A 25321-nucleotide genomic window follows, 5' to 3' on the forward strand; every position below is an offset into this window, starting at 1 on the left:
CATCTATGAAATTTTTTAAATTCCTGTTTTTAATTTTATGCTGTAATTTACTTTTTGCCTGTACCGCACAGTTTCAGCGAGTTCCTAATGTTTCGGGTGAAAAAAAACATGTATCAGTAAAATTTCAGCGACAAAATACTGCGCCACAGACAGGAGTAGTATTGGTTCAGCCGATGGATTTACAAAGCGGTGATATTTTATTTTCTGCCGACTCAAGTCTCAATTCCCGTGTTTTGCGCTTGTTTGGTAATACTTCGGTTAGCCATGCATTTCTGTATTTGGGAGATGGAGAAATAGCAGAAGCCGTGGGTGGTGGTGTGCATATTATGTCTCTGGCTGAAAGCGTTGATGAAAGTCCGTTACTGGCCGTTTATCGCCATCCGCAGCTGAATGATTTACAGGCTGAAAAAATCCGTGAATTTGCCAGAGCAGAGGCTGGCGGGAAATATAATTATATGGGGATTATCAAGCAGACACCTTATACAGTTACCCGTAAAGTGTGTGAATTGCCAGTTATTCCGCGAGCTTTTCGCCATTTGTGCCTGAATACTATGGCTGTAGTACAGGTAACGCCTTTTTCTTCAGACCGTTACTTTTGTTCGCAACTGGTTGTCGCTGCCTATAATTATGCAGGATTGCCTTTAACCAAAACGCCGGCTGAATGGGTTGCTCCCGGGGATTTATTGCATATGCGTGCCGGTGATATCCCTTCAGTTGTACCAGTATATCCATTACAGTATATTGGTCATTTACGCTGTAAAACCTCTTTATGGCAGCGCAATTGTTCCCTGGCAGATATTTAATATTGATAAACTCCAGATATCTGCCTGATGGAGGATATAATCAAATTATTTATCAAATAAGTGAAGTAATTAAACGTATTTGATTTAATGAATAATAAATATGTATTTTTTGCTTTCAATAGATTAAATTTATTATAAAAATTAATAGTATTCGTTTTAAATGAGTTATATCTGAATCCTGAGTAGTTGTGTTGAGAGAATCAAATACAGAATTGAAAAGGAATAATTTCAGCCAAATCTCCGGGCGCATATAAAAAGTGTAGTACACGTCTGCCATTAGTCTGAATAGCTTTTGACGAAGAATGCACAATAAGTGGTCGCATGATAACAGCTCCTCCTTTAGACAGGGTGCATTCTTGCTCGCCTTTTTGGTCTCGAAGCTGTGGTAGCGTTGATTCATTGATTCTTCCATACTGATGAGTACCGGCAACTACTTTAAGCGGACCATGCTCGTGCTGGCAATCATCTATGTGTAGCCTCACAGCTACCAGTTGCTGCATATATTGTGCCGGTGGTTGTACAAATAACATATTTTGTTTATGTGACCAGCCGGTAAACTGAGTATCAGAAAACTGATGTCTGACTGCTATGCTTAAATCCTGATGTAAAGGTACCAGCCAGTTTTTATCGGCTGATTTTTTGAATAATGTGCATTGGATTGCCACCGGGTTTATTGGGAGCAAGGAAGTAAGCTGAGTATTATTTTTCAAATTGTTAGCAAGTATCTGACACCATGGTTGTGTCAGAAGCTCACGACTGCCGGCAGTAGTTAAATTAATCTGTTCTAATTGTTGTTCTATATCTGTTAGTTGCTGAGGAGTAATTAAATCATTAATAACAGCATAACCATTCTGTTCAAAACAATCATATATCTTCATTATATTTTCCGTTTGTATCTGTTTATCTGAATTAATATTAATATCTTCTAATTTTATTAGGATTAGGTAGATCCTATTTATAGGATAATATATTGATATTTTCCATTATTTATTTAAAATGATTTATTTGTAATATTTATCTATACTATAGTTTTTCAAGGTAAGCAGAATATATACTCCTTACATTAGTCAATTTTTTTTCTTAATAAAATTAAATTGATTAATTTCTGTATCTCATAAAATAGCCCTAGACACTATATCAAGTTTTTATGCTGTCATGTCAAAGATTGGTAGTGCTAAGCCTGTCAAAATATGTGTTTATGTCTTCATATGGCTACAAAACTTGAATTTATCTGTATTTTTTGCTCGTTTGTGAATTGAATTCAGTTAAGTATATGATTTATAGATGTTATAAACTATCATTCATCATTAAGATATTGTATAAATGAAAATTTATTTATAACCTGATGTATATCATAAAAATTATGATAAAAGAAAAATATGACCAATTTTTAACTTATACTCAGGCACTTATTTGGTATGGTTTTAATCAATTAAGGGGAAGCTTTATGTTTTTTAAAAAATTCTGGAGAAAAAAATCAAATTCTGATATTCAATCAGTACAAGATAAACCAATCGCTCAAGATAAGATATCTCTCGCTATTCAAACATTCTGGACACAGGTAAAAGCATCTGAGCAGACATTTAATACGCTAGAGCCAATCTCTATCATGGAAAATCTCAATAATCTTTTAATAGATAATCAATTAAATGTTATTGCTGAGCTTACACGAGGAGATAAAAAAAATCATAAAATAATTTTTACGGCTGGAGGCCGAATTGAGCAGTTTGAGCTGGTTATACGAATCGTTAAAAATGCACCGGATCTGAATTTTTTTGAAATAGAAGCATTTAGGACGCGGATTGAAAATCTGGATGCATTCTCTATAACGCATCATGATCATTCTCTTTCATTGAGCCCGGCTGATTTATTGATTTATCATCATAAAGAATATCGCAAAATCTCTTTGGAAATTGCGTTTGGTAAAACTATTCCTGAAGAGAAGAAGCAAATCGCCCAGTCTACTGCATTTATCTTGCTTGATCATGCATTAGGAGAATATGATTTTTCTATTAAAATCGGGTGTGTCAACTTTTTAGAAATTCCCAAAGAGGCAACCGCAGTACCTCTTATTGAATTTGTAACGGTGTTTGATCAGTTATGGCAAGATAAATTAAAGCATACAGGTATTTTTCCTCTTTCTGATAAAGAGGATAGATGGAATGTATTTGAAATCATTGATCAAAATGATCCTGATAATAAAAGACTTGTGCAAAGAAATGAGACAGCTGATGTATTGGTAGGTGATTTCAATTATTGCTATGCTCTAACTATAACAGCCGATGTGGATAGTAAGGAAAATTTATCTCTGGTTTATGAACTAGAAGATACTATTAATCCAGCTCTACGATTTAATAAACAGGGCATTCATTGTCAAAATACATTTTATCAGGGCGTAAGAACCATGTTATGGCATGTGCAGGATAAACAATCAGCTATCGCATTGGCACAACGTCTGGCAGACCAGTATAAAACCCTTTCAGTTAAAATTGAGTGCGAATTTGATCCGGGCTGGTCACAATATTTAAGTTGGGTAGAAAAATAAAGATATCAATAGTTTTATTTTTCTATTAGTTATCTTTGAAAAATTCTATATTTCTTCTCATTCCAATAAAAGGATAAATTAACAAATATTCTTTCTTATAACAATATAAAAAGCCTGATGGGTTGGTTGAAGCTGTTTCGCGACAAGTAGGAATTAGCGGAACAAGCTATAGTAAAAAAGAAATTAACAGTAAGGAACACAGATCGCGGTATCTCAGAGAGGGAGATAATATTGAAGAAGCATGGATTTTACTACCTGCTAATCATTTAGCATATACTGATTCTGGTACAGCCGGGGCTATTATAGATACGGTTTGTTCTTTGATAAATAATTAAATCGTATTATTTATTGTTGCAATTTATTATGTGAGTAAATAAAAAACCGGATAATAAATTAGTATTATCCGGTTCTAGAAATGATAGATTTTTATAAGATATCTTTTTTATCAGTTAACTGAGGTAGCAGTGCATCCTGACTTACTGATAATAGCCCGCTCTGAGTATATATACCCAATTTGTTGCGGGTATCGATAATATCCAGATTACGCATGGTAAGCTGGCCGATACGGTCAGCAGGGGAAAAGGCAGCATTATCTACTTTTTCCATGCTTAACCGCTCCGGCTGATAAGTAAGATTGGATGATTCGGTATTGAGAATAGAGTAATCATTACCGCGGCGTAATTCCAGCGTAACTTCACCGGTAATAGCTTTGGCTACCCAGCGTTGCGCAGTTTCACGCAGCATAAGCGCCTGTGAATCAAACCAGCGTCCCTGATACAGCAGTCTGCCCAGACGCAGACCATTAATACGGTACTGTTCAATCGTATCCTCGTTATGGATGCCGGTAAGCAGGCGTTCATAGGCAATATGCAGCAATGCCATTGCCGGTGCTTCATAAATACCGCGTGATTTAGCCTCAATAATACGATTTTCAATCTGATCTGTCATGCCAAGACCATGCCGGCCGCCAATACGGTTGGCTTCCAGAATCAGCTCTACCGGATCATGGTATTCAACACCATTTAAAGCTACCGGTACACCTTCTGCAAACCGCACACTTACTTCTTCAGCCGGAATGTTTACCTGTTCATTCCAGAAAGCCACGCCCATAATCGGCTGTACGATTTTCATGCTGCTATTGAGCATTTCCAGATCTTTAGCTTCATGGGTAGCACCGAGCATATTGGAGTCGGTTGAGTAGGCTTTTTCAACAGACATTTTATAGTCAAAACCCTGAGCAATCAGAAATTCAGACATTTCATGCCGCCCGCCCAGCTCATCAATAAATTGTTGATCCAGCCATGGCTTGTAGATGCGTAAAGCTGGATTAGTTAACAGCCCATAGCGATAGAAGCGTTCAATATCATTGCCTTTATAGGTGGAGCCATCACCCCATATATGTACATCATCTTCTTTCATTGCGGCTACCAGCATTGTGCCGGTAACAGCCCTTCCCAGCGGAGTAGTATTAAAATAAGGCATACCACCCGTATGTACATGGAATGCTCCGCTTTGTATTGCAGCAATACCTTCATGCGCCAGCTGTGTGCGACAATCAATCAGACGGGCTTTTTGAGCTCCGTATTCGAGTGCTTTTTGCGGAATAGCATCATAATCATCTTCATCAGGCTGTCCCAGATTAGCTGTATAGGCATAAGGTAAAGCGCCCTTCAGTTTCATCCAGAGTAATGCTGTAGAGGTATCCAGTCCGCCGGAAAAAGCAATGCCGACTTTTTCGCCAACGGGCAGGTGTTGCAGAATAGTGCTGTGGTTACTCATATTAACTCCCTTGAGTTATGTATTTGCAAAATATGAAAATTTATTGCCATACCAGTAGTGCATGGTTGCGTTTACCACGCCGCAAAATAGTATAGTGTCCGAAACGTTTGTCATCGCTGCTGAATACGTAATCAGCACTGTCAATTTTTTGCCCGTTAACCATGACTGCTCCCTGACTGATAAAGCCGCGTGCTTCATTATTGGATTTGGCCAGTGACGCAGTAGTTAAGGCCTGCACGATATTGATGGATTCAGTAACCGGAAATGCAGGTAAGCCATCCAGAGATAATTGCTGAAAATCGCTTTCAGTAAGTGCACTCTGATCTTCGGCAAACAGGCTGGCAGAAATACGCTGTGCTGCAGCCAGAGCTTCTTCACCATGAATCAGGCGGGTCATTTCCTCTGCCAGAATGCGCTGTGCCTGTGGCTTACTGCCACTGGCCTGATCGCTGGCTTCAATGGCCTCTATCTCTGTCACACTGAGGAAAGTAAAATATTTGAGGAATTTATATACATCCGCATCAGCAACTTTTAACCAGAACTGATAGAACTGGTAAGGAGAGGTTTTTTCTGCACTCAGCCAGACTGCACCACCTTCGGTTTTACCAAATTTAGTTCCGTCCGCTTTAGTCACCAGTGGCAGTGTCAAACCATAAACGGTAGCCTGATGCAGCCGGCGGGAGAGGTCAATCCCTCCGGTGATATTACCCCACTGATCCGAACCGCCGATTTGCAATACGGCTCCGTGGCGGCGATACAGTTCAGCAAAATCGTAACCCTGAAGCAGAGCATAGGCAAATTCGGTAAATGAAATACCTACATCATCACGGCTTAGACGCTGTTTTACTGACTCTTTGTTCAGCATGGCATTTACAGAAAAATGTTTGCCGATATCGCGCAGAAAATCCAGACAATTCATGCTGCCGAACCAGTCAAAATTATTTGCCATAATGGCGGCATTGTCACCACTGAAGCTAAGGAAAGGTTGTAGCTGCGCGCGTATTTTGGCTACCCAGTCCTGTACGGTTTCTAAAGTGTTGAGTGAACGTTCCTGTGCCTTGAAGCTCGGGTCACCAATCATACCGGTAGCACCTCCTACCAGCGCAATTGGTGTATGTCCGGCCAGTTGAAAGCGGCGTAAAACCAGAATAGGTAACAGGTGACCGATATGCAGACTGTCGGCTGTCGGGTCAAAACCGCAGTACAGAGTAATTTTCTTTTCGTTTAATAACGTATCAAGGGCCTGTGCATCAGTGGTTTGAGCTATCAGGCCTCGTTGCTGTAAGTCGTGAACAACGCTGGTCATGGTTGGATTTTGTTCTTTCAAATTAAATAAATTGGCTAAAATAAAGTTTGTCTGGCTCAGACTGCACATAAAAACAAAATAGCAAATATCATATTTTTGCTGGTTTTGGCTGATTAGTCTGTTTTACCGCCTAATAATGATGCATTATTTTACACGATTTGTTTATTGCTGCATTTGTGGTTGTAATAAATTGATAATTCATTAATTTGGTAGTAGCCGGAAATACTTTATCAGTTTCTGTTTATAAATAGGTACGGTGATATTTATTATAGGTAAATCATATGGATAACCAATAATCAATGCTGATATTTATTGTTTGCCGGCAAATAGTTTAGATAACCGAACCGAGAGGATTCGATATGTCAGGCTAAAAAATAAATTTATTATTAACCGGAATGCATAAACCAGCCACATTCCGAGCAGAAGTGTAGCTGGTTTATTGAGATTAATGGTTATACGTTAAACAGGAAATGAATCACATCGCCATCATTTACAATGTATTCCTTGCCTTCAGCACGCATTTTACCGGCTTCTTTAGCTTTGACTTCACCTCCGCAGGCAATGAAATCTTCGTAAGCAATAACCTGAGCACGGATAAAACCACGTTCAAAATCGGTATGAATAACACCGGCAGCCTGAGGGGCAGTATCGCCTTTATGGATGGTCCATGCTCTGACTTCCTGAACGCCGGCAGTAAAATAGGTTTGCAAACCGAGTAAGTCGTAGCCGGCGCGAATCAGTCGATTCAGACCCGGTTCTTTTAAACCCATTTCTTGCAGAAATTCGGCTTTATCAGCCTCATCCAGATCGGCAATTTCGCTTTCCATTGCTGCACATAGTGCAACAACAGGTGCATTTTCCTGTGCCGCCAGTTGTTGTAGGCGTTCCAGATGCGGGTTGTTATCAAAGCCGTCTTCAGCTACGTTGGCTACGTACATTGCCGGTTTTACAGTAAGCAGACATAAAGGTTTAATCAGTGTTAGCTCATCCTGATCGAGTCCCGCTGAACGTACGGGTTTACCTTCAAGCAAATGTTGTTGTAAGCGTTCCAGAATAGCCACCAGTTTTTGTGCTTCTTTATCACCGGATTTGGCTTTCTTGCTTTCGCGTATGATAGTTTTTTCTACACTGGCCAAATCTGCAAGTGCCAGCTCGGTACCAATGACTTCAATATCCGAAATCGGATCTACCTTTCCGGAAACATGCACAATGTTATCATCATCAAAGCAGCGCACAACGTTTACAATGGCATCAGTTTCACGGATATTGGCGAGAAACTGATTACCCAGACCTTCGCCTTTACTGGCTCCGGCTACCAGCCCGGCAATATCGACAAATTCAACGATGGCCGGCTGGGTTCGTTTGGGATTAACGATTTTAGCCAGCTCTTCCATGCGATCATCCGGCACTTCAACAATACCGACATTAGGCTCAATAGTACAGAAAGGATAATTGGCAGCTTCAATACCAGACTGGGTAAGGGCGTTAAACAGGGTAGATTTACCTACATTGGGTAAACCCACAATGCCACATTTCAAACTCATGATATTCCTTGAAAACAGGCGATATTTAAAAATGGCTGAATTGTATCATAAAGCATGCAGAAACCTGTGCCAAACCGGTAAAACACTGTGTTATTCTCCTTTAAATACGCATTTATCGCTCTTTAAACGGCAGATAAATATCATATGGATTGAAGTTATATAAAATGATTTATAAAAACAATAAAATAAAAAATTTTTCTTTTTGAGTGCTTGCATAAGCAGAAAAATATCGTATAATTGCGTCTCTCTTGAAATGAGATACGGCGAATTAGCTCAGTCGGTTAGAGCAGAGGAATCATAATCCTTGTGTCCGGGGTTCGAATCCCTGATTCGCCACCAAATAAATCGCAAGCTCTAGTTGAGTTTGCGTTTTTTATTATCTATGTAATTTTATGCGTATAGCATATAATTTGATTGTCCTGACAGTTTTCTGCGCAAATATTTTCCGGATTTATTAGTCAACTGTAAAATACAGGCAGTTGTTTATTTAGCTGCCTGTCATCTTAAATATGGATTTATATTGAATTTTTCGGTTAATATTAACTATTGCAGGCTTTGGTTATCCGGATTAAATTCTTTGATCCATTTCCTGAGCAGGACTTTCATGATTATCTGTTTTACTGATAACGCGCGCAGGTACACCTACTACTGTTGAATATTCCGGAACATCATTAACTACGACACTGCCGGCACCTACTTTGGCGCAGGTATGTACACGAATATTGCCTAGTACAGAGGCATTGGCTCCGATCATGACACCGTCACTGATTTTCGGATGCCTGTCACCGCTCTGTTTACCGGACCCACCCAGAGTAACACCGTGTAACAGTGAAATATTATTACCCAGCACCGCTGTTTCGCCAATAACTACACCCGTACCGTGGTCAATCATAATTCCATAGCCCATTGAAGCAGCAGGATGGATATCAACTCCTAAAACTTCTGAAGCACGATTTTGTAAAAAATAGGCTAGAGTATGGCGATTCTGTTGCCAGAGCCAGTGGTTAATGCGATGGGTCTGTATGGCGTGAAAACCTTTGTAATACAATAATGGTAAACTATAGGTTTCACAGGCAGGATCACGTTCATAATAGGCAACAATATCTGCCAGAGCTGCATGAATAATAGAAGTATCCTGATGTAAGGCCTCCAGATAAATCTCGAATAATGCCCGCGCATCCATTACAGCACTGGACATTTTGGTAGATAGGTGGAAGGCCAGCATGCGGGCAAAATTTTTATGACGCAATACGCTCAAGTGCAGAAAGCTGGCCAGTATAGGTTCATTGCTGGCTGCTATTTCAGTTTCATGACGAATGGTTTGCCACAGGTTTTCAGCCTGAGCAGCATCAGGTAAATTCATATGTTTAATTTCTCGTTTGCAGGATTAAATTTATTGAATCACAATATCATATTGTTCCTGAGTGTAAGTGGTTTCTACTGCCAGAGCAATCGGCTTGCCAATAAAATCACTTAGCATTTTCAAAGCATCGGCTTCTTCATCCAGAAACAAATCTATGACGCTGGGAGAGGCCAGTATACGCAATTGCTTAAGATCAGGACGACGTGATTCGCACACTATTTCACGCAAAATTTCATAGCACATAGTTTGTGCTGTTTTGATGCGACCGCGCCCCTGACAGACAGGGCAGGGTTCACACAGTATCTGGGTCAGATTTTCCCGGGTACGTTTGCGTGTTAGCTCTACCAGACCTAAACTGGTAAAACCGTTAAGTGTAACGCGGGTACGGTCGTAGGCCAGCGCTTGTGCCAGCTCGGTCAGAATTTCCTGCTGGTGTGTTTCGTTGGTCATATCGATAAAATCAATAATGATAATCCCCCCCAGATTGCGTAAACGCAGTTCACGTGCAATCACATGGCAGGCTTCCAGATTGGTTTTAAAGATAGTTTCTTCAAAATTGCGTGCACCGACAAAACCACCGGTATTTACATCAATAGTGGTCATAGCTTCTGTCGGCTCAATAATAATATAGCCGCCAAAATCCAGATTCACCCGTGGTTGCAGAGAGCGGTTAATTTTGGCTTCGATATTGTATTTTTCAAATAACGGACAATCATCCTGAAATAATTGCAATTTATCCAGCGCACCCTGAGAGTAATTTGTGGCAAATTCGTGCATGCGTTGATAATGGCTGGTTGAATCCACAATAATGTGATTGATATTGTCACTGTACATATCACGCAATACACGTAAACTCAGAGGTAAATCCTGATACAGTAATGTTTCAGGCGGGCAGGTTTTGGATAGTTGCTGAATATGCTGCCATCGCTTGGTCAGATAATTGATATCAGCCTGTAATTCTGCATCAGTCGCATTTTCGGCACTGGTACGGATAATATAGCCATGGGCAGCATCCTTTGGTAACAGATTTTCCAGCCGTTCACGTAACTGGTTGCGTTCCTCTTCGTCTTCAATACGCTGTGAGATGCCGATATGCTCATCCTGAGGCAGATATACGAGAAAACGGCCTGCCAGTGATATCTGCGTAGACAGACGTGCGCCTTTAGTATTAATCGGGTCTTTGATGACCTGTACAACAATTGATTGTCCTTCATGCAGCGTGTGTTCAATACGCTGAATCTGTTCTGGTTGCTGACGCTGCTCGAGTACATCAACAATATGCAGAAAAGCGGCACGTTCCAGTCCGATATCAATAAAGGCGCTTTGCATCCCGGGTAATACACGACGCACCACACCCAGATAAATATTGCCTACCAGACCATGGCCGCAATTACGTTCAATATGAATTTCACACAACGTATTTTCTTCCATTACGGCTACTCTGGTTTCTTGCGGAGTAATATTTACCAGTACCGTTTCAGCTGGCCGCTGAATATCCTTCGGCAGCGATATGTCGCTGTTATGCATGATGGAGCTTTCAATTTAATCAAATCACTTTGTGCAGTCTCCATCTGTACAGATAAAAACTGTACAAAGTAATCTGGTCTGTTTGTATAGTGCGATTGACATCATAGCGCAGCCAAGAGTTTCCTGCCAAACGCAGTTGCATACAGTTGTCTGGCAAAGTAGTCTGCAAATAAATATAAAACTTAAATTTGTAGTATTTACTGTAATAGCGGATACATTATTTTAACTGTGAGCAGCTCTTGATACATTCGGCAACTAACCGGGGACCTCGAAAAATCAGACCTGAATACAACTGGATGGCGGAGGCACCAAGACGGATTTTTTCTGTGGCATCCGCACCGGTTGTAATCCCCCCTACACCGATAAGTGGAATTTGCGAATTAATGTGTGCAGATAACTGATTCAGAACGTAATTGCTCTGTGTCTGTACGGGATGACCAGACAACCCGCCAGTTTCCTGAGTAAATTTATGCGTACCCAAAGGAGTTTTGTCTATAGTAGTATTGGTGGCAATAATTCCGTCTATTTGAGTATTCAATGCAACCTCTGCAATGGCTTCAATTTGCTCTTCATCCAGATCAGGAGCAATTTTGATGGCAATAGGCACATAGCGGCTTTGCTGAGTAGCCAGCTGGGCCTGACGGTTTTTGAGGTGGTTTAATAATCTGTCCAGCTCTCCGGCACTTTGCAGGCTGCGTAAATCACGTGTGTTGGGTGAAGAAATATTAACAGTGACATAACTGGCATGCGGGTAGGCTTTTTCCAGACAAATCAGATAATCATCCACTGCTTTTTCAATCGGTGTGGCAGCATTTTTGCCAATATTAATCCCCAATATGCCGCGATACCTGCTATTTGCAATATTATTGATTAAAGTATCAATACCATAATTGTTAAAGCCCATACGATTAATAATTGCCTGTTGCTTTGGTAATCTGAATAACCGCGGCTTAGGATTGCCTGCCTGAGGTAGAGGTGTCACAGTGCCTACTTCTATAAAACCAAATCCCAGCATAGCAAGTGCATCAATATATTCACCATTTTTATCTAGACCGGCAGCCAGTCCTACAGGATTGGGGAGCGTTAGTCCCATCAGAGTTGTAGTATTGTTGTCAGGAAAAATACTATTGGTATTTTTCTGCATGATTGAGAAGCTTGGTTTGCATCCCAGTAAAAAACCACAATGATAACGATGTAACCATTGCAGCGATTTTAATGTCAGGTAATGGGCTTTTTCAGGATCCAGTCTGAATAGCAATGGTTTAATAATAGGATACATGATATTGATGATTGAAAAAGGAAGAAATATTATAACCAACAACACTATCAATTCGGGTGGAAAATAATCAAATTCGGTATGCGTAGGTGAATAAATTATTTAATTGCTGCTGATAAATATTTTATGTTTTATAACAATAACCTCTTCATCTGATGATATATAACAATATACCCGTTTATGGTTCTGTAATTTAGAGCAGAAAGCATAAACGGGCATAATAATCAGAATATCTGTTCATTATTGCGGTTATAGCCGGATATCACCATGGTTTGTCAGCCATACCCTGAAAATTCTGCTGTAATGTGCTGCCTATGCTTCGTCCGAAGCGTTTCCAGCTGGTTTCAGCAGTGTAATCTACCAGTTCCGGAGCTTCAATAACATCGCGGGCAACTGTGTAAATATTGCCAAAATCATCTACTAGTCCGACTGCTTTAGCTTCTTCACCGGTATAAGCACGACCGCTGAATATGTCCGGATTATCAGCAACTTTTAACCGGTCACCACGCCCCTGCTGCACCGCCTGAATGAATTGCTTATGAATACTGCTTAGCATTTGTTGCCAGATTTCCGCCTGTTCCGGGGTTTCCGGCACAAATGGATCGCCCATATCTTTATTGTTGCCGGCTATTTTTACCCGGCGTTTAATTCCAAGTTTGTCAATCAGACCTGTAAAATCAAAACTGCTGCCAATAACACCGATACTGCCGACAAGGCTGGACGGATCTGCATAAATTTTATCTGCAGCACTGGCAATATAATAACAACCGGAGGCGCACATATCCTCAGTTACAACATATAAAGGTATCTTCGGATGTTTTGCTTTCAGATGTCGGATTTCTTCATAGGCAATACTGGAAATGACCGGTGAACCGCCCGGGCTGTTGGCACGAATGATAATGCCTTTAACATTTTTATTCTTATAGGCTGTTTTAAGGCTTTTACGTAATAATTCTGCCTGATTATTCTCGCTGCTGATCACACCACTCAGATCAATGACCGCTGTGTGCGGGCTATTGGGTATTGAACTTCCCATCGCTGCTGTAATGATAAAAATAATAATGCACAGCCAGAGTAATCGCCAGACCCAGCGCCAAATTCGATTGCGCCGTTGTTCGCGGTATACTTCAAGTAACAGCTTCTCCAGCATATTGCGTTCCCAGCTGCTATTTTTTTCAGGATTGCCATTTGTCGACCCTGATCCATTAATTTTGATTGTCATTTGCTTTATTCTCTGCTGTTAGTCTGTGTCAGTCTATTCTGCTTCTGTCAGCTCTGTTGATTGTGTAAAGTGGTTTATATCTGAAATTAAACCGGAATCTAATTATATCTGAATTAATATTTGTCTATGTTCTTATTGTTTAAGAATTCGGGTCAAGCTTTATCTGTATGAGTGTCTAAATTATAATAGCGCAGCTATTAGCCGGAGCAAGTTAAATCAGACGATAGTTAGTAAGCTGAAACAATAGAATAAAGGAAGTTGTTGTACTACATCCGGTACTGTATTTTATAGATAAATTTAAACATTGTATCGAAACTGAAGCTGAGTCTGTTGGTACTGATATCTGTATATTCGAAGGATGAAATCGATTAGTCCGTTTAATGTGCTTAGTCTGTATTCAGCATCATTCATGTTTGTCATTTTGTAATTAAAACTTGGAAAATCATGTCCAGATTCTTTTTTAACGACCGTAAACAACTGGTTAATGAGGCGATTGAGGGTTTAATTATTTCCGCACCTGAAGGTAACCTTGTCAGGCTGGATACGGACCCGGCAATTCGGGTAGTGATGCGTAATGACTGGGAGAAAAGCAAAGTAGCAGTTATTTCCGGCGGTGGTTCCGGTCATGAGCCCGCACATGCCGGTTTTGTTGGCAAAGGTATGTTAACTGCAGCAGTGTGCGGAGATTTATTTGCTTCGCCCAGCGTCGATGCGGTATTTAGCGCAATTATGGCAGTAACGGGAGAACAGGGTTGTTTGTTAATCGTCAAAAATTATACCGGAGACCGGCTGAATTTCGGACTGGCGGCGGAAAAGGCTAAAAGTCATGGGATAAATGTGGAGATGGTTATTGTTGCAGATGATATTTCTCTGCCGGAAAACAGACAACCCCGCGGTATTGCCGGTACAGTACTGGTGCATAAGATAGCAGGTTATGCGGCAGAGGAAGGTAAATCCTTATCTCAGGTACGCGAGATAGCACAGCAAACCTGTGACAATCTGTATAGCTTAGGTGTAGCCATGCAAACCTGTAATTTACCGGACTATACAGAAGAAAGACGAATTAAAGCTGGACAGGTTGAACTTGGTCTGGGTATTCATGGCGAACCGGGTGCTTCAGTAGAGGATACACACAATAGCAAAATACTGATCGATACACTGGTTCAGGCATTATCAAAGTCAGCCGGGGCAGGCCGTTTTGCTGTTTTAATTAATAATCTGGGCGGTGTGTCTGCGCTAGAAATGGCCGTACTGACACGTGAGTTAGCGCATTCAGCTATTAGTAAACAGACAGATTTACTGATTGGTCCTGCATCACTGGTAACTTCCTTGGATATGAAAGGTTTTTCACTTTCCTTGCTTAAGCTGAACGATTACTTTAGTAAGGCACTTAATGCGCCCGTAGAAACACAGGGATGGCAGAAACCCGTAGTTTTACAGCCACTAAAAACCGTAGTATGTGAAACTGAATATAAACAGTCAGTTTATATTCCATCCGAAAATGCCCGGATAGCAGAATATATTACTGTCATTACTGATACTTTGATCCGGCTGGAAAATCAGCTTAATGCTCTGGATGCAAAAGTAGGTGATGGCGATACTGGAAGTACATTTGCTCATGCTGCTCATGCTATAGCCTCGCAGCTGGCACAAAAACACCTACCGTTAAATGATTTGCCTCAACTGTTGCTGTGCATTGGCGAACGACTGTCTGTTGTTATGGGTGGTTCAAGCGGGGTATTAATGTCTATCTTTTTCACCGCAGCCGGTCAGAAACTACAGACAGGCGGTACGCTGGTAGATGCATTATTAAACGGGCTGGCACAAATGAAACATTATGGTGGTGCAGATATAGGTGACCGAACTCTGATTGATGCATTACAACCGGCGTTAGATGCATGGCAGAACTGGAATTTTTCTGCCGCCATACAGGCAGCCAGAGAGGGAGCAGAAAAAACTGCTGGTATACATAAAGCCGGAGCAGGGCGTTCATCTTACGTTAATCAGCAAAATCTCGCCGGAGTGCCTGATCCGGGGGCAGTGGCAGTGGCTGAGGTGTTTACTGCACTGGGTAAGTTACAGATTAAGCTGTAAAATGAAGGTTAAAGTGTTTAGATATTACTCATAAATTAATTTTGATTCTGAATAATAAACGGGTAATATCTATGACATATTTTATGTTAAATTAAGCTGGTAATTTTTTGTTTTAAAATAATATTATTTTAAATAATATATTTATACTATTTTGATAGGATTGAATTAGATGAAAGCAGTGATTCCTGTAGCAGGGTTGGGTACACGTATGTTGCCGGCCACAAAAGCTATTCCAAAAGAAATGCTGACTGTGGCCGATAAACCATTAATTCAATATATCGTTCAGGAATGTGCTGCTGCAGGAATTAATGAAATTGTTCTGGTTAACCATGCATTTAAAGCAGCAATTGAAAACCACTTTGATACAGCATTTGAGTTGGAAACACAGTTGCAGAACAAAGGTAAAATGACTTTATTGGATGAAATCCGAAATGTATTACCTCGTGGAATGCAAATAATACAAGTCCGTCAAAGTGAAGCCAAAGGTTTGGGTCATGCAATGCTGTGTGCACGTTCAGTTATTGGTGATGAACCATTTGCTGTTTTACTGCCAGATGTGCTGATAGATGAAAAAGCCTGTAATCTGGCTACAGATAATTTGGCTGCAATGCTAAAACAGTTCTGGACTACACAGCGCAGTCAGATTATGGTTGAACGTGTACCGATGAGTGAAGTTAATAAATACGGTATTGTTGATTGTAATGGTCAGCAGGCTGATTCTGGAAACAGCATCAGGATGAGTGCTATTGTCGAAAAACCTTCAACAGAACAGGCTCCGTCTGATCTGGCTGTGGTTGGCCGTTATGTACTTTCAGCCGGTATCTGGTCTAAGCTGGAAAAAACACTGCCCGGTGCAGGAGGCGAGATTCAGCTTACCGATGCCATCGCCGCCCTGATGCAGCAGGAAGCTGTAGATGCTTTTGTGATTCAGGGTTATTCACATGATTGCGGTAACAAACTTGGCTATATGAAAACTTTCATTGAATATAGTCTGCGTCACAATCAATGCGGTACCGCACTCAGACAATGGCTGCAGCAGCAAGCATTTTGATGCAGGCAGATACACAGATAGATATAAGCATCGATTATATTTTGCCGGATGTTTTTGGCAAATGATTCAGGAATAGTTGCAGATCATCCGGTAAAGGAGCGGTAAGCTGTAAAATATCGCCACTAACCGGATGAGTCAGCGTTAATTCAGAAGCATGTAAAAACATTCTTTTCAGCCCGGTTTTTTGCAGGCGCTTATTTATCTGATAATCACCATAACGCTCATCTCCGGCAATAGGGCATAACTGTGATTGCATATGGACACGTATCTGGTGGGTGCGGCCTGTTTTAAGTGTCGCTTCCATTAGTGTTAATGCTCTGATGCCCATATGATGTAATTGCTCGCCTGCATAACGTTGCAGTATCCGGAACTGCGTATGTGCCCGTTGTCCCTCCTGGGTATTGCCGGCGATACGTACCATTTTTTCCCCTTGTGCACCGGTATATTTCAGCAGTGGAAGTTTAACTTGCCGTATATTTTCCGGCCAGTTGCCAATGGCCAGAGCCAGATACACTTTATGCGGATGATTCTGGCGGATTGATTCATGCAGTTTGACCAAAGCACTGCGTTTTTTGGCTATCATCAGCAAGCCGCTGGTATCTTTATCCAGCCGGTGAACCAGCTCCAGATAACGGGACTCAGGGCGGGCGCGGCGCAGCTGCTCAATGACGCCAAAACTGATACCACTGCCGCCATGTACAGCAATACCGGCTGGTTTGTTAATCACAAGTAATACATCATCTTCATACACAACCGTAAATTCCTGAGCCGGAATAGCCAGAGTTGTTGCGGATGCGTGTCTGGCTGCAATGCGAATAGGAGGTAAACGGATCTCATCATTGACCTGAATCCGGTCTGTTCCTTTACAGCGTTTTTTGTTCAGCCGGACTTCTCCGCTACGAATAATGCGCTGAATATGACTTTTCGGTACTCCTTTTAATTCCCGTATTAAATAATTATCCAGTCTCTGACCGGCACTTTCTGCACAGACAGATAAAAACTGCACTGAATCTTTGCTTAAAACCGTCATATTGCTTATAATCCGTAAGCTTTTATAAATAAATAAAAGTCATCAGTGGTCATGGCCAAATATCGTGTTGGCAGACTGAACTGAACTAAAAATGGCCGCATTTTGCCCGAAGCTGAAAAAGTGCCTGAAAGCGCAATTTGGCTGTAAATAATGAAATGTTAACGTATTTACCGGAAAAACGCACTGTTGCAGGCGTATTTCCCCGTGTTGCTGACCAGCCGTCAGCAGCAAGGGTTAGTGATTAAGTTTGACTCCATCAGGTGGCAAGCCACGGCTTCAGACGTGATCAGGCAGGACAAAACCTGAAAACGCAGCCGCTAATGTGCCCGAGCACCTGACAGAATAACAGAAGAATGGCTACCCCAGTTAAGTGTCCAATCCATACTGATCGGATACCGGACACACCCTGTTTAGCAGGAATTATGATGCTGAATGGCGGATATGATCTTTACACCTTCTTTATGATGAAAGCCTGTTTAGTTTGCCGCGAATGACTTAATCGGGCAAGGCTATGGGTGTCAAATACTAATTACAACGCCTCGTCAGTGCACACAACGAGGTTTTCATGAAACGAATGTTATTCAATGCTACACAGGCTGAAGAGCTGCGTGTGGCTATTGTGGATGGACAAAGTCTGCTTGACCTTGACATCGAAACGCTGGGGAAAGAACAGCGTAAAGGCAATATCTATAAAGGTGTCATCACCCGTATCGAACCTTCTCTGGAAGCATGTTTTGTAGACTATGGCACAGACCGTCATGGTTTCTTACCATTTAAAGAAATCTCACGCAGCTATTTTCAGAATTATGAAGGTGGTCGTGTCCGGATTCAGGATGTACTTTCAGAAGGTATAGAAGTCATTGTACAAGTGGAAAAAGATGAGCGCGGTAATAAAGGCGCAGCTCTGACCACTTTTATCAGTCTGGCCGGACGCTATCTGGTATTGATGCCGAACAATCCGCGTGGCGGCGGTGTTTCCCGTCGTATTGAAGGAGAAGACCGGCAGGAGCTCAAGCAGGCAATGAGTGAGCTTGATACACCGCGCGGAATGAGCCTGATTGCACGTACAGCCGGTATTGGACGCAGTACCGAAGAATTACAGTGGGATCTTAATTATCTGATTCAGTTGTGGCGGGCAATTGAGCAGGCGGCACAGCAGCATAGTGAGCCTTACCTGCTGTTTATGGAAAGTTCCTTACTTATTCGTGCCATTCGCGATTATTTCCAGCCGGATATCGGGGAAATTCTGATTGACTCTCAGGAAGTGTATGATCAAATTCGTGAGTTTATGTCTTATGTGATGCCAGCCTATATTAACCGGTTGCGGCATTATACCGACCATATTCCGCTGTTTTCCCGTTTTCAGATAGAGCAGCAGATTGAGTCTGCGTTTTCGCGTGAAGTTGCTTTGCCATCCGGTGGTGCTATAGTTATCGACCACACCGAAGCATTGGTATCCATAGATGTTAACTCTGCCAGAGCAACCCGTGGTGCGGATATTGAAGATACTGCTTTCAAAACCAATATGGAGGCTGCTGAAGAGGTTGCACGGCAGATGCGTGTGCGTGACCTGGGCGGACTGGTAGTTATTGACTTCATTGATATGGAGAACAGTAAAAATCAGCGTGATGTAGAAATTACCCTGCGTGAAGCGCTGAAAAAAGACCGTGCCCGGGTACAAATGGCTAAATTGTCCCGCTTTGGTTTAATGGAATTATCCAGACAACGCCTGAAACCATCATTGGGAGAAAGCAGTCATACCATTTGTCCGCGCTGTGCCGGCACTGGCTTTATCCGCAGTATTGAATCAACTGCATTACATATCCTGCGCATCATTCAGGAAGAGTCAATGAAGGATAACACTGCCGAAGTACGGGTACAGGTACCGGTAGATGTGGCTACTTTTCTGCTGAATGAAAAACGTGCTGAACTGTTTGGTCTGGAAGAACGCCTTGATGTATGTGTATTGCTGATTCCGAATATTCATCTGGAAAATCCGCATTACAGCGTGACCCGTGTACGTACTGATAATGTCGAAGAAAATACCGTTCCCAGCTACCATCAGGTACAGGAACCGGAAAATACAGGCGAACTGCCTTTTTCTATTGGTCAGAATAAACCGGTTAAGCCAGAGGCGGCTGTTAAAGGAATTCATCATACTCAACCTGCTCCGCTTATTGAGAAGACCGCTGCAGGTAAAACTGAATCAGCAGGTATGTGGAAAAAACTGACTGGCTGGCTGGGTAATCTGCTGGGTGGAAAAGCGGTTGAATCTGCTGCATCAGATCGTACGGTAGCAGAAAAAACTGTCAAAACCACGCATCAGAAAAAAAATCAGAAATCCCAGACACAAGAACGCCGTCAGGCACGTGCCGGCCGGCTGGCTAAAAATACTGATTCAGCCTCCAAAGGTAATAGTACCAATGACAATAAAGTATCAACTGATCCGGCAATAACTAACCGGTCAGCCAATGAGAATCGTAACCGGCGTGAAGAAAAGCGTGCTGACAGATATGCAACTGCACAGGCAGATACAGTAGCTGATTCAGTTCAGGAACAAAATACTTTTAAACAGGAGCAGAATACCTCGCGCAGACGTCGTCAGCGGACATCAGGCAAAAATGAAATGCCTGTGCAACAGGTTAATATAATTAATCCGGTTGACGAAACTCAGACCGGAGATCCTCTGATTATTACTCTGACAGATACTGGATCGAAAAATGAACGGCATAAAGCACGGCATGATAAAAACAGCCGTCGACAGAATGGTAAGAAAAAACGCAACTACATTGTTTCTGCCAGAAAAATAAGTCGAAATATTGATATTGCTGCTATTACTGCGCAAATACAGTTAACTGCTGAGCATGTACTCAATCCTGAAAAAGATATTCATCGTATTAGTATTTATTCAGCGCAACCGAATACGTTGAGTGAAACTCATGATGTAATCGTGCAAAATGCAGTAGCACAGGCAAAGCTGGCTATTACACATGTGCTGGCGCAGTTAGAAACTGAGCAGCAATTATCTGCCGTTGATAAAGCAGATATTGTTGGTACTGAAACTATTATTCAGACTCAGGAGGCGATTACAACTGAGCCTGAAATAATGATTACCAGCACAGATGCAGATAACAGTTTGTGCCGTATTGCTGAACAAGGCGGGCTGATACTGGTTGAGACCAGTGCGGATAAGACAGTTTTAACCGGTAAAGATGCAGAGCCGGTTCTGGAGCAGCCTAAATTGCGGCGTAAAGATATTATGCTTAGCAAGGCAGATGCTGCTGCTGTGACACCGGCGGCCTTGGAGCAGGTTGAAACCAGAGCATAGACAGATGTGCGCGCTTTTGGTAGCTAAATGATTAGTATTTCGTTTGTATGAATACCATCAGCGCTTCTGAGAAAATATCATGCTGAATTAAGAATGATATTTATAAATTACTTATTAATTTATATAATACTGGTAACCAATTAAGCAGTTATTGGAACGTATTTTGCACAGGTGACAATAAGTTACCTCTGATACAATAGCTGCTCAGACTGATTATTTAATTCAGTTATTGTGTTGAAAAAGTGCAACACTTTTAAAAACTGAAAATATTTTATTTTAATGGATTATTTTATATATAATTCATTGAATATAATTGAAAATATTGTTATTTACCTATTATTTGCCGCAGCAGGATTGGTCAAAAGTGTTGTGTGTTTGCAAATGAATTTGTTTTTTTGCAACTAAAGCATTATATTGACAGCCATGAAATCGCTAATGCGGCGATTAATGCAAAACTTTAAAAGCTCTTCATTAGGTTTTTGAAGTTTGTTTTTTCGACATAGAAAAGGAATACAGCAATGAAAAAAACCCTGATTGCTTTGGCTTTGACCACTTTGCCGGTTGCCGCTATGGCTGAGGTTGTTTTGTATGGCCAAATGAAAGCAGGCTATGAAGTTTCTTCTACTAAAACCAGTGGTGAAACCCGCGGTCCTTACCAGAATGGTATTGGTGACTACGGTTCACGTATCGGTTTCAAAGGTTCTGAAGACCTGGGTAACGGTCTGAAAGCTATTTGGCAGGTTGAATCCCGCATTCATTTGGGTAATAGCAATGGCGGATCTGATGGTTGGGCTAACCGTGACTCTTTCTTAGGTCTGGCAACTAAATACGGTACTGTTCGCGCCGGTCGTATCAGCAACCAGATCAATGCTAATATGGACATTGTTGATGCATGGGAATACAACAATGAAGCATTGGGTCTGGGTAAATTCACCCGTACTGATGCCCGTTATGTAGGTATTGCATACGATTCTCCGGAATGGGCTGGCTTCAGCTTCAACTTATTGTACTCTCCGCGTGATAATGTAAACGGTGGTGATCGTCCTGCTGAGTACGAAGCTGGTATCGGTACTGGTGAGAAATACAGCCTTGGTTTGAACTACCAAAACTCTGGCTGGTATGCTAAATACGGTTTTGACTACCTGAAAAATTCTGCTGTTAAAGTAGATGATGATCTGACAACAGATCTGAAAGATGGTCAGGTACACCGTGTTGAAGGTGGTTATGATGCCAATAATTGGTTTGTAGGTGTTGGATATCAGTACACTAAAAACACTACTTCATACTACAGAGGTTTAAAAGAAGCAAGTGTTGGTAGCATTGGTGACCACAATTTAACTTGGGACAACCAGGGACAGGAAGCAGCTCTGACTGTTGGTTATCACTTTGGTAATATTTTCCCGAAAATTTCCTATGCTCATGGCTGGAATGTAAAAATTAACGGTGACAAACAGAAAAACACCAAATACGATCAGGTTGTGTTAGGTGCTGATTATGACTTCTCTAAACGTACTACTGCTAACGTACAGGCAGGCTGGTTGCGTGAAGGTAACGGCGAAGATCTTGGTAAAGACAAAACTACCGCTGTCGGTGTTGGTCTGAAACACACATTCTAATTAGTATTTAACTCTTACTGATTAGTATTTGAGTCTAATCCCTGATTGAAGAACAGTTAAGTTTGTTCTTCAGTCAGGGATTAATTTTTTAACAATATAAATAAAATGCTATCCCAAATTATTTAACAGCTGGTTCTTCTACATTTCATTCTCGGTATTCCTTTCAGAATTTCAATACGAATACATCGAAACCTAATGATTAATGTTATATCCGAATAAATCATTTCTAGACAAATATGTATGGAAATACTCTGATAAATTATTGATACAGAAACAACTAAATAGAAATTATTATTTTTATAAAAAATATAAATATTGATATTACTGAATTATTACATAGTAATGAGCATATACCGGTATAAATTATCATTTGAATTCAAGAATTATTTGTAAAGAAGTTCAGAAATTAATAAGAATTCAAAAAAACAAACCATTTAAGAATATTGATATTTATCTTAATAGTACTGGTTTAACTGAATACCATAAAAAAATGGTTTATAAGTATTGTGGTTCCGGTCAAGGATATTTATAAATTAATTCTCCGGTTGTTGTAAATGACTTTTCTGTACAATTCTTTTCTGAAATATAAAAAATGTATTTTTAATATTTATTAAAGTCAATTAGTGTTTTTTTTAGTTACTATTATTATAGTATCTAAGAATATTATCAGCATTTAAATACATTTCTAATATTTATTTTACCTATTCTTTAATGAGGAAAATTACCTGAATCAATAATTAGAATCAGTGGTTTGCTTTTTTATTACCCGACCAGTATATTCCGCACACTCGTCGTAATGGCGATTGATGTAAAACTTCAAAAGCTCTTCATTTGGTTTTTGAAGTTTGTATTTTTGACGTTGAGACTAGGAATACAGTAATGAATAAAAACCTGATTGCTTTGGCTTTGACCACTTTGCCGGTTGTTGCTATGGCAGATGTTGTTTTATACGGCCAAATGAAAGCAGGCTATGAAGTATCTTCTACTAAAACCAGTGGTGACAGCCGTGGTCCGTACCAGAATGGTATAGCTGATTATGGTTCACGCATCGGTTTCAAGGGTTCTGAAGATTTAGGTAATGGTCTGAAAGCTATCTGGCAGGTTGAGTCTGCTATCCATCTGGGTAATAGTAATGGTAAAGCTGATGGCTGGGCTAATCGTGATTCTTTCATTGGTTTTCAGTCTGAATTCGGTACTGTTCGTGCCGGTCGCATTAGTAATCAGATGAAGGCCAATATGGATACAGTAGATCCATGGGAATACAACAATGAAGTGCTGGGTTTAGGTAAATTTACCCGTACCGGTCAGCGTTATGTAGGTATTGCTTACGATTCTCCGGAATGGGCTGGTTTCAAATTTAATGCATTATACTCTCCGCGTGATAATGTAAATGGCGGTGATCGGAACAGTGAGTATGATTATGGTATGGGTGCCGGCGATAAATACAGTATCGGTCTGAATTATCGCAATGCCGGATATTTTGCAAAATATGGTTTCGATTATCTGAAAAATTCAGCAGCTATAATGACTGAATCCGGTAACACTAAATTAAAAGACGGTCAGGTACATCGCGTTGAAGGCGGCTATGATGCTAATAATCTGTTTGTAGGTGTAGGTTACCAATATACCAAAAATACCAGTTCTTATTTCAATGGTTTAAAAGGTGCTTCTATTCCTGTGGGCGTAAATGAGCAGGGTAACTTAATCACCATGAATGTTGGTGATCATAATGTAACCTGGGATAATCAGGGACAGGAAGCTGCTCTGACTGTTGGTTACCACTTTGGTAATATTTTTCCGAAATTCACTTATGCCCATGGCTGGGACATTAAGTTGGATGGCGATAAAATGAAAAATACCAAATACGATCAGATCGTATTAGGTGCTGATTATGATTTCTCTAAACATACTACTGCTAATGTACAGGCTGGCTGGTTGCGTGAGGGTAACGGCTACAATGAACTGAACGAAAGCAGAGGTAAAAATAAAACTACTGCATTTGGTGTTGGTCTGAAACATACTTTCTAATCAGGCTTTGTTAGCTGATTTTAGAATAAACCCCGCAGCAGCGGGGTTTATTTTTTATATCCGGTAAATCTAACCAGTTAATTATTGAAATAAAATACATTTGTACTTTGTATCTGCAATCAGATTTGCATAATTATTTAATTACTGATTTTACTTAAAAGCCGTTTTTGTTTCTGTTTTATTTATTACGATGCCGTTTGATATACCAGTATATCAGCAAAGCAAATACAGCTACTATCAGAATAACAACAAAGAGCAGTTTCGTGTATTGTTGAAACTCTGCAAACAGCCATTGCGCTGATTGTCCGAACAGATAACCAAAACTAACGATAATGGTTGCCCAGAGTAAAGCGCCCAATGCATTAAATAACAGAAACCGATGGAATGTTACTTTACTCATACCGATGGCAATCGGGCCGGCAATACGCAAACCATACATGAAGCGTACTCCGATAATAATGACAGAGCTGTGTTTACACAGCAAACGATCGGTTTTGGCTACCATCGGATCCAGTTTAGGGAAATGCTGCAATAGGTGTTTACCGTAATAACGGCCGAGCAAAAAACATATCTGGTCACCCAGCATCCCGCCACCTGCCGCGCACAGGATTGAAGGTAAAAATAACAAATAGCCTTTGTGTACGAAAAAGCCGGCCAGGGTCAATATGGTTTCACCTTCAAGAATGCTGCCGATAAATATAGCCAGATAGCCATAGTGATTCAGTAATTGCTCAACATTCATCTGTTTAATAAAGTTAGAAAGAAATCATTTGTTAAACATAATGTTGTTTGAACCGTTCTGGCAATCT

General features: G+C 40.8%; 17 protein-coding genes and 1 tRNA gene. 8 read left to right on the forward strand and 10 right to left on the reverse strand.

From position 1 onward, the window contains the following. The first annotated feature begins 5 nt into the window (after positions 1-5). Positions 6-803 (forward strand): hypothetical protein, encoded by a 798-nt coding sequence (locus H3U82_RS00480; protein ID WP_037393062.1) that lies wholly within the window; start codon positions 6-8, stop codon positions 801-803. Positions 804-1003: 200 nt separating this feature from the next. On the opposite strand, the gene H3U82_RS00485 is transcribed toward H3U82_RS00480, so the two are convergent. Further along, positions 1004-1681, reverse strand: coding sequence for a phytanoyl-CoA dioxygenase family protein (locus tag H3U82_RS00485; protein WP_110414563.1), 678 nt, complete (start codon positions 1679-1681; stop codon positions 1004-1006). A 485-nt stretch (positions 1682-2166) separates the two neighbouring features. On the opposite strand from H3U82_RS00485, the gene H3U82_RS00490 reads away from it, so the two are divergent. Then, positions 2167-3348: a hypothetical protein gene (locus tag H3U82_RS00490; protein WP_198208717.1), complete on the forward strand. Its 1182-nt coding sequence runs from the start codon at positions 2167-2169 to the stop codon at positions 3346-3348. 426 nt (positions 3349-3774) lie between these two features. Here H3U82_RS00490 and argG read toward each other — a convergent pair whose 3' ends face one another. From argG to ychF, 3 genes are all read right to left on the reverse strand, one after another. Beyond that, a complete protein-coding gene (gene argG / locus H3U82_RS00495; protein WP_198208718.1) occupies positions 3775-5127 on the reverse strand; it encodes an argininosuccinate synthase in 1353 nt (450 codons plus the stop codon). 40 nt (positions 5128-5167) lie between these two features. Further along, the gene (tyrS, locus tag H3U82_RS00500; RefSeq protein WP_198208719.1) at positions 5168-6433 is read right to left on the reverse strand and encodes a tyrosine--tRNA ligase; all 1266 of its coding nucleotides are present in this window, start codon (positions 6431-6433) and stop codon (positions 5168-5170) included. Positions 6434-6885: 452 nt separating this feature from the next. Beyond that, positions 6886-7977 carry a redox-regulated ATPase YchF gene (ychF, locus tag H3U82_RS00505; protein ID WP_198208720.1) on the reverse strand — a complete coding sequence of 364 codons (1092 nt, stop codon included), beginning with the start codon at positions 7975-7977 and terminating at the stop codon, positions 6886-6888. Between the two features lie 262 nt (positions 7978-8239). Here ychF and H3U82_RS00510 point away from each other — a divergent pair. After that, positions 8240-8316: transfer RNA gene (locus tag H3U82_RS00510), tRNA-Met, on the forward strand. Positions 8317-8545: 229 nt separating this feature from the next. On the opposite strand, the gene cysE is transcribed toward H3U82_RS00510, so the two are convergent. The 4 genes from cysE to sppA form a co-directional block, all read right to left on the reverse strand. Next, positions 8546-9340: a serine O-acetyltransferase gene (cysE, locus tag H3U82_RS00515; protein ID WP_037393049.1), complete on the reverse strand. Its 795-nt coding sequence runs from the start codon at positions 9338-9340 to the stop codon at positions 8546-8548. A gap of 30 nt (positions 9341-9370) precedes the next feature. Then, positions 9371-10867, reverse strand: a complete 1497-nt coding sequence (rng, locus tag H3U82_RS00520) for a ribonuclease G (protein WP_198208721.1) — start codon at positions 10865-10867, stop codon at positions 9371-9373. Between the two features lie 217 nt (positions 10868-11084). Continuing rightward, positions 11085-12146, reverse strand: a complete 1062-nt coding sequence (locus H3U82_RS00525) for a quinone-dependent dihydroorotate dehydrogenase (protein ID WP_198208722.1) — start codon at positions 12144-12146, stop codon at positions 11085-11087. 259 nt (positions 12147-12405) lie between these two features. Further along, positions 12406-13365, reverse strand: a complete 960-nt coding sequence (sppA, locus tag H3U82_RS00530) for a signal peptide peptidase SppA (protein ID WP_174830607.1) — start codon at positions 13363-13365, stop codon at positions 12406-12408. Positions 13366-13809: 444 nt separating this feature from the next. Here sppA and H3U82_RS00535 point away from each other — a divergent pair, with 444 nt between their 5' ends. Further along, complete coding sequence (locus H3U82_RS00535) at positions 13810-15459, forward strand: dihydroxyacetone kinase subunit DhaK (protein WP_198208723.1); 1650 nt, start codon at positions 13810-13812, stop codon at positions 15457-15459. Between the two features lie 169 nt (positions 15460-15628). Then, on the forward strand, positions 15629-16510 hold the full coding sequence (galU, locus tag H3U82_RS00540; protein ID WP_100125762.1) for a UTP--glucose-1-phosphate uridylyltransferase GalU: 882 nt from the start codon (positions 15629-15631) through the stop codon (positions 16508-16510). Between the two features lie 34 nt (positions 16511-16544). Here galU and H3U82_RS00545 read toward each other — a convergent pair whose 3' ends face one another. Further along, entirely contained in the window at positions 16545-17540 is a 996-nt protein-coding gene (locus tag H3U82_RS00545; RefSeq protein WP_100125763.1) for an RluA family pseudouridine synthase, read from the reverse strand. Positions 17541-18105: 565 nt separating this feature from the next. Here H3U82_RS00545 and H3U82_RS00550 point away from each other — a divergent pair. The 3 genes from H3U82_RS00550 to H3U82_RS00560 all read left to right on the forward strand — a co-directional run bounded on the left by H3U82_RS00550 (position 18106) and on the right by H3U82_RS00560 (position 24512). Next, entirely contained in the window at positions 18106-20868 is a 2763-nt protein-coding gene (locus H3U82_RS00550) for an Rne/Rng family ribonuclease (protein ID WP_198208724.1), read from the forward strand. Positions 20869-21386: 518 nt separating this feature from the next. After that, a complete protein-coding gene (locus tag H3U82_RS00555; protein WP_078475351.1) occupies positions 21387-22484 on the forward strand; it encodes a porin in 1098 nt (365 codons plus the stop codon). A gap of 879 nt (positions 22485-23363) precedes the next feature. Continuing rightward, positions 23364-24512 (forward strand): porin, encoded by a 1149-nt coding sequence (locus H3U82_RS00560; RefSeq protein ID WP_078475350.1) that lies wholly within the window; start codon positions 23364-23366, stop codon positions 24510-24512. 178 nt (positions 24513-24690) lie between these two features. On the opposite strand, the gene H3U82_RS00565 is transcribed toward H3U82_RS00560, so the two are convergent. After that, complete coding sequence (locus tag H3U82_RS00565) at positions 24691-25254, reverse strand: DedA family protein (RefSeq protein ID WP_025331318.1); 564 nt, start codon at positions 25252-25254, stop codon at positions 24691-24693. Positions 25255-25321 lie beyond the last annotated feature (67 nt).

The sequence above is a fragment of the Snodgrassella sp. W8132 genome (assembly GCF_016100865.1).
Taxonomy (GTDB): domain Bacteria; phylum Pseudomonadota; class Gammaproteobacteria; order Burkholderiales; family Neisseriaceae; genus Snodgrassella; species Snodgrassella alvi.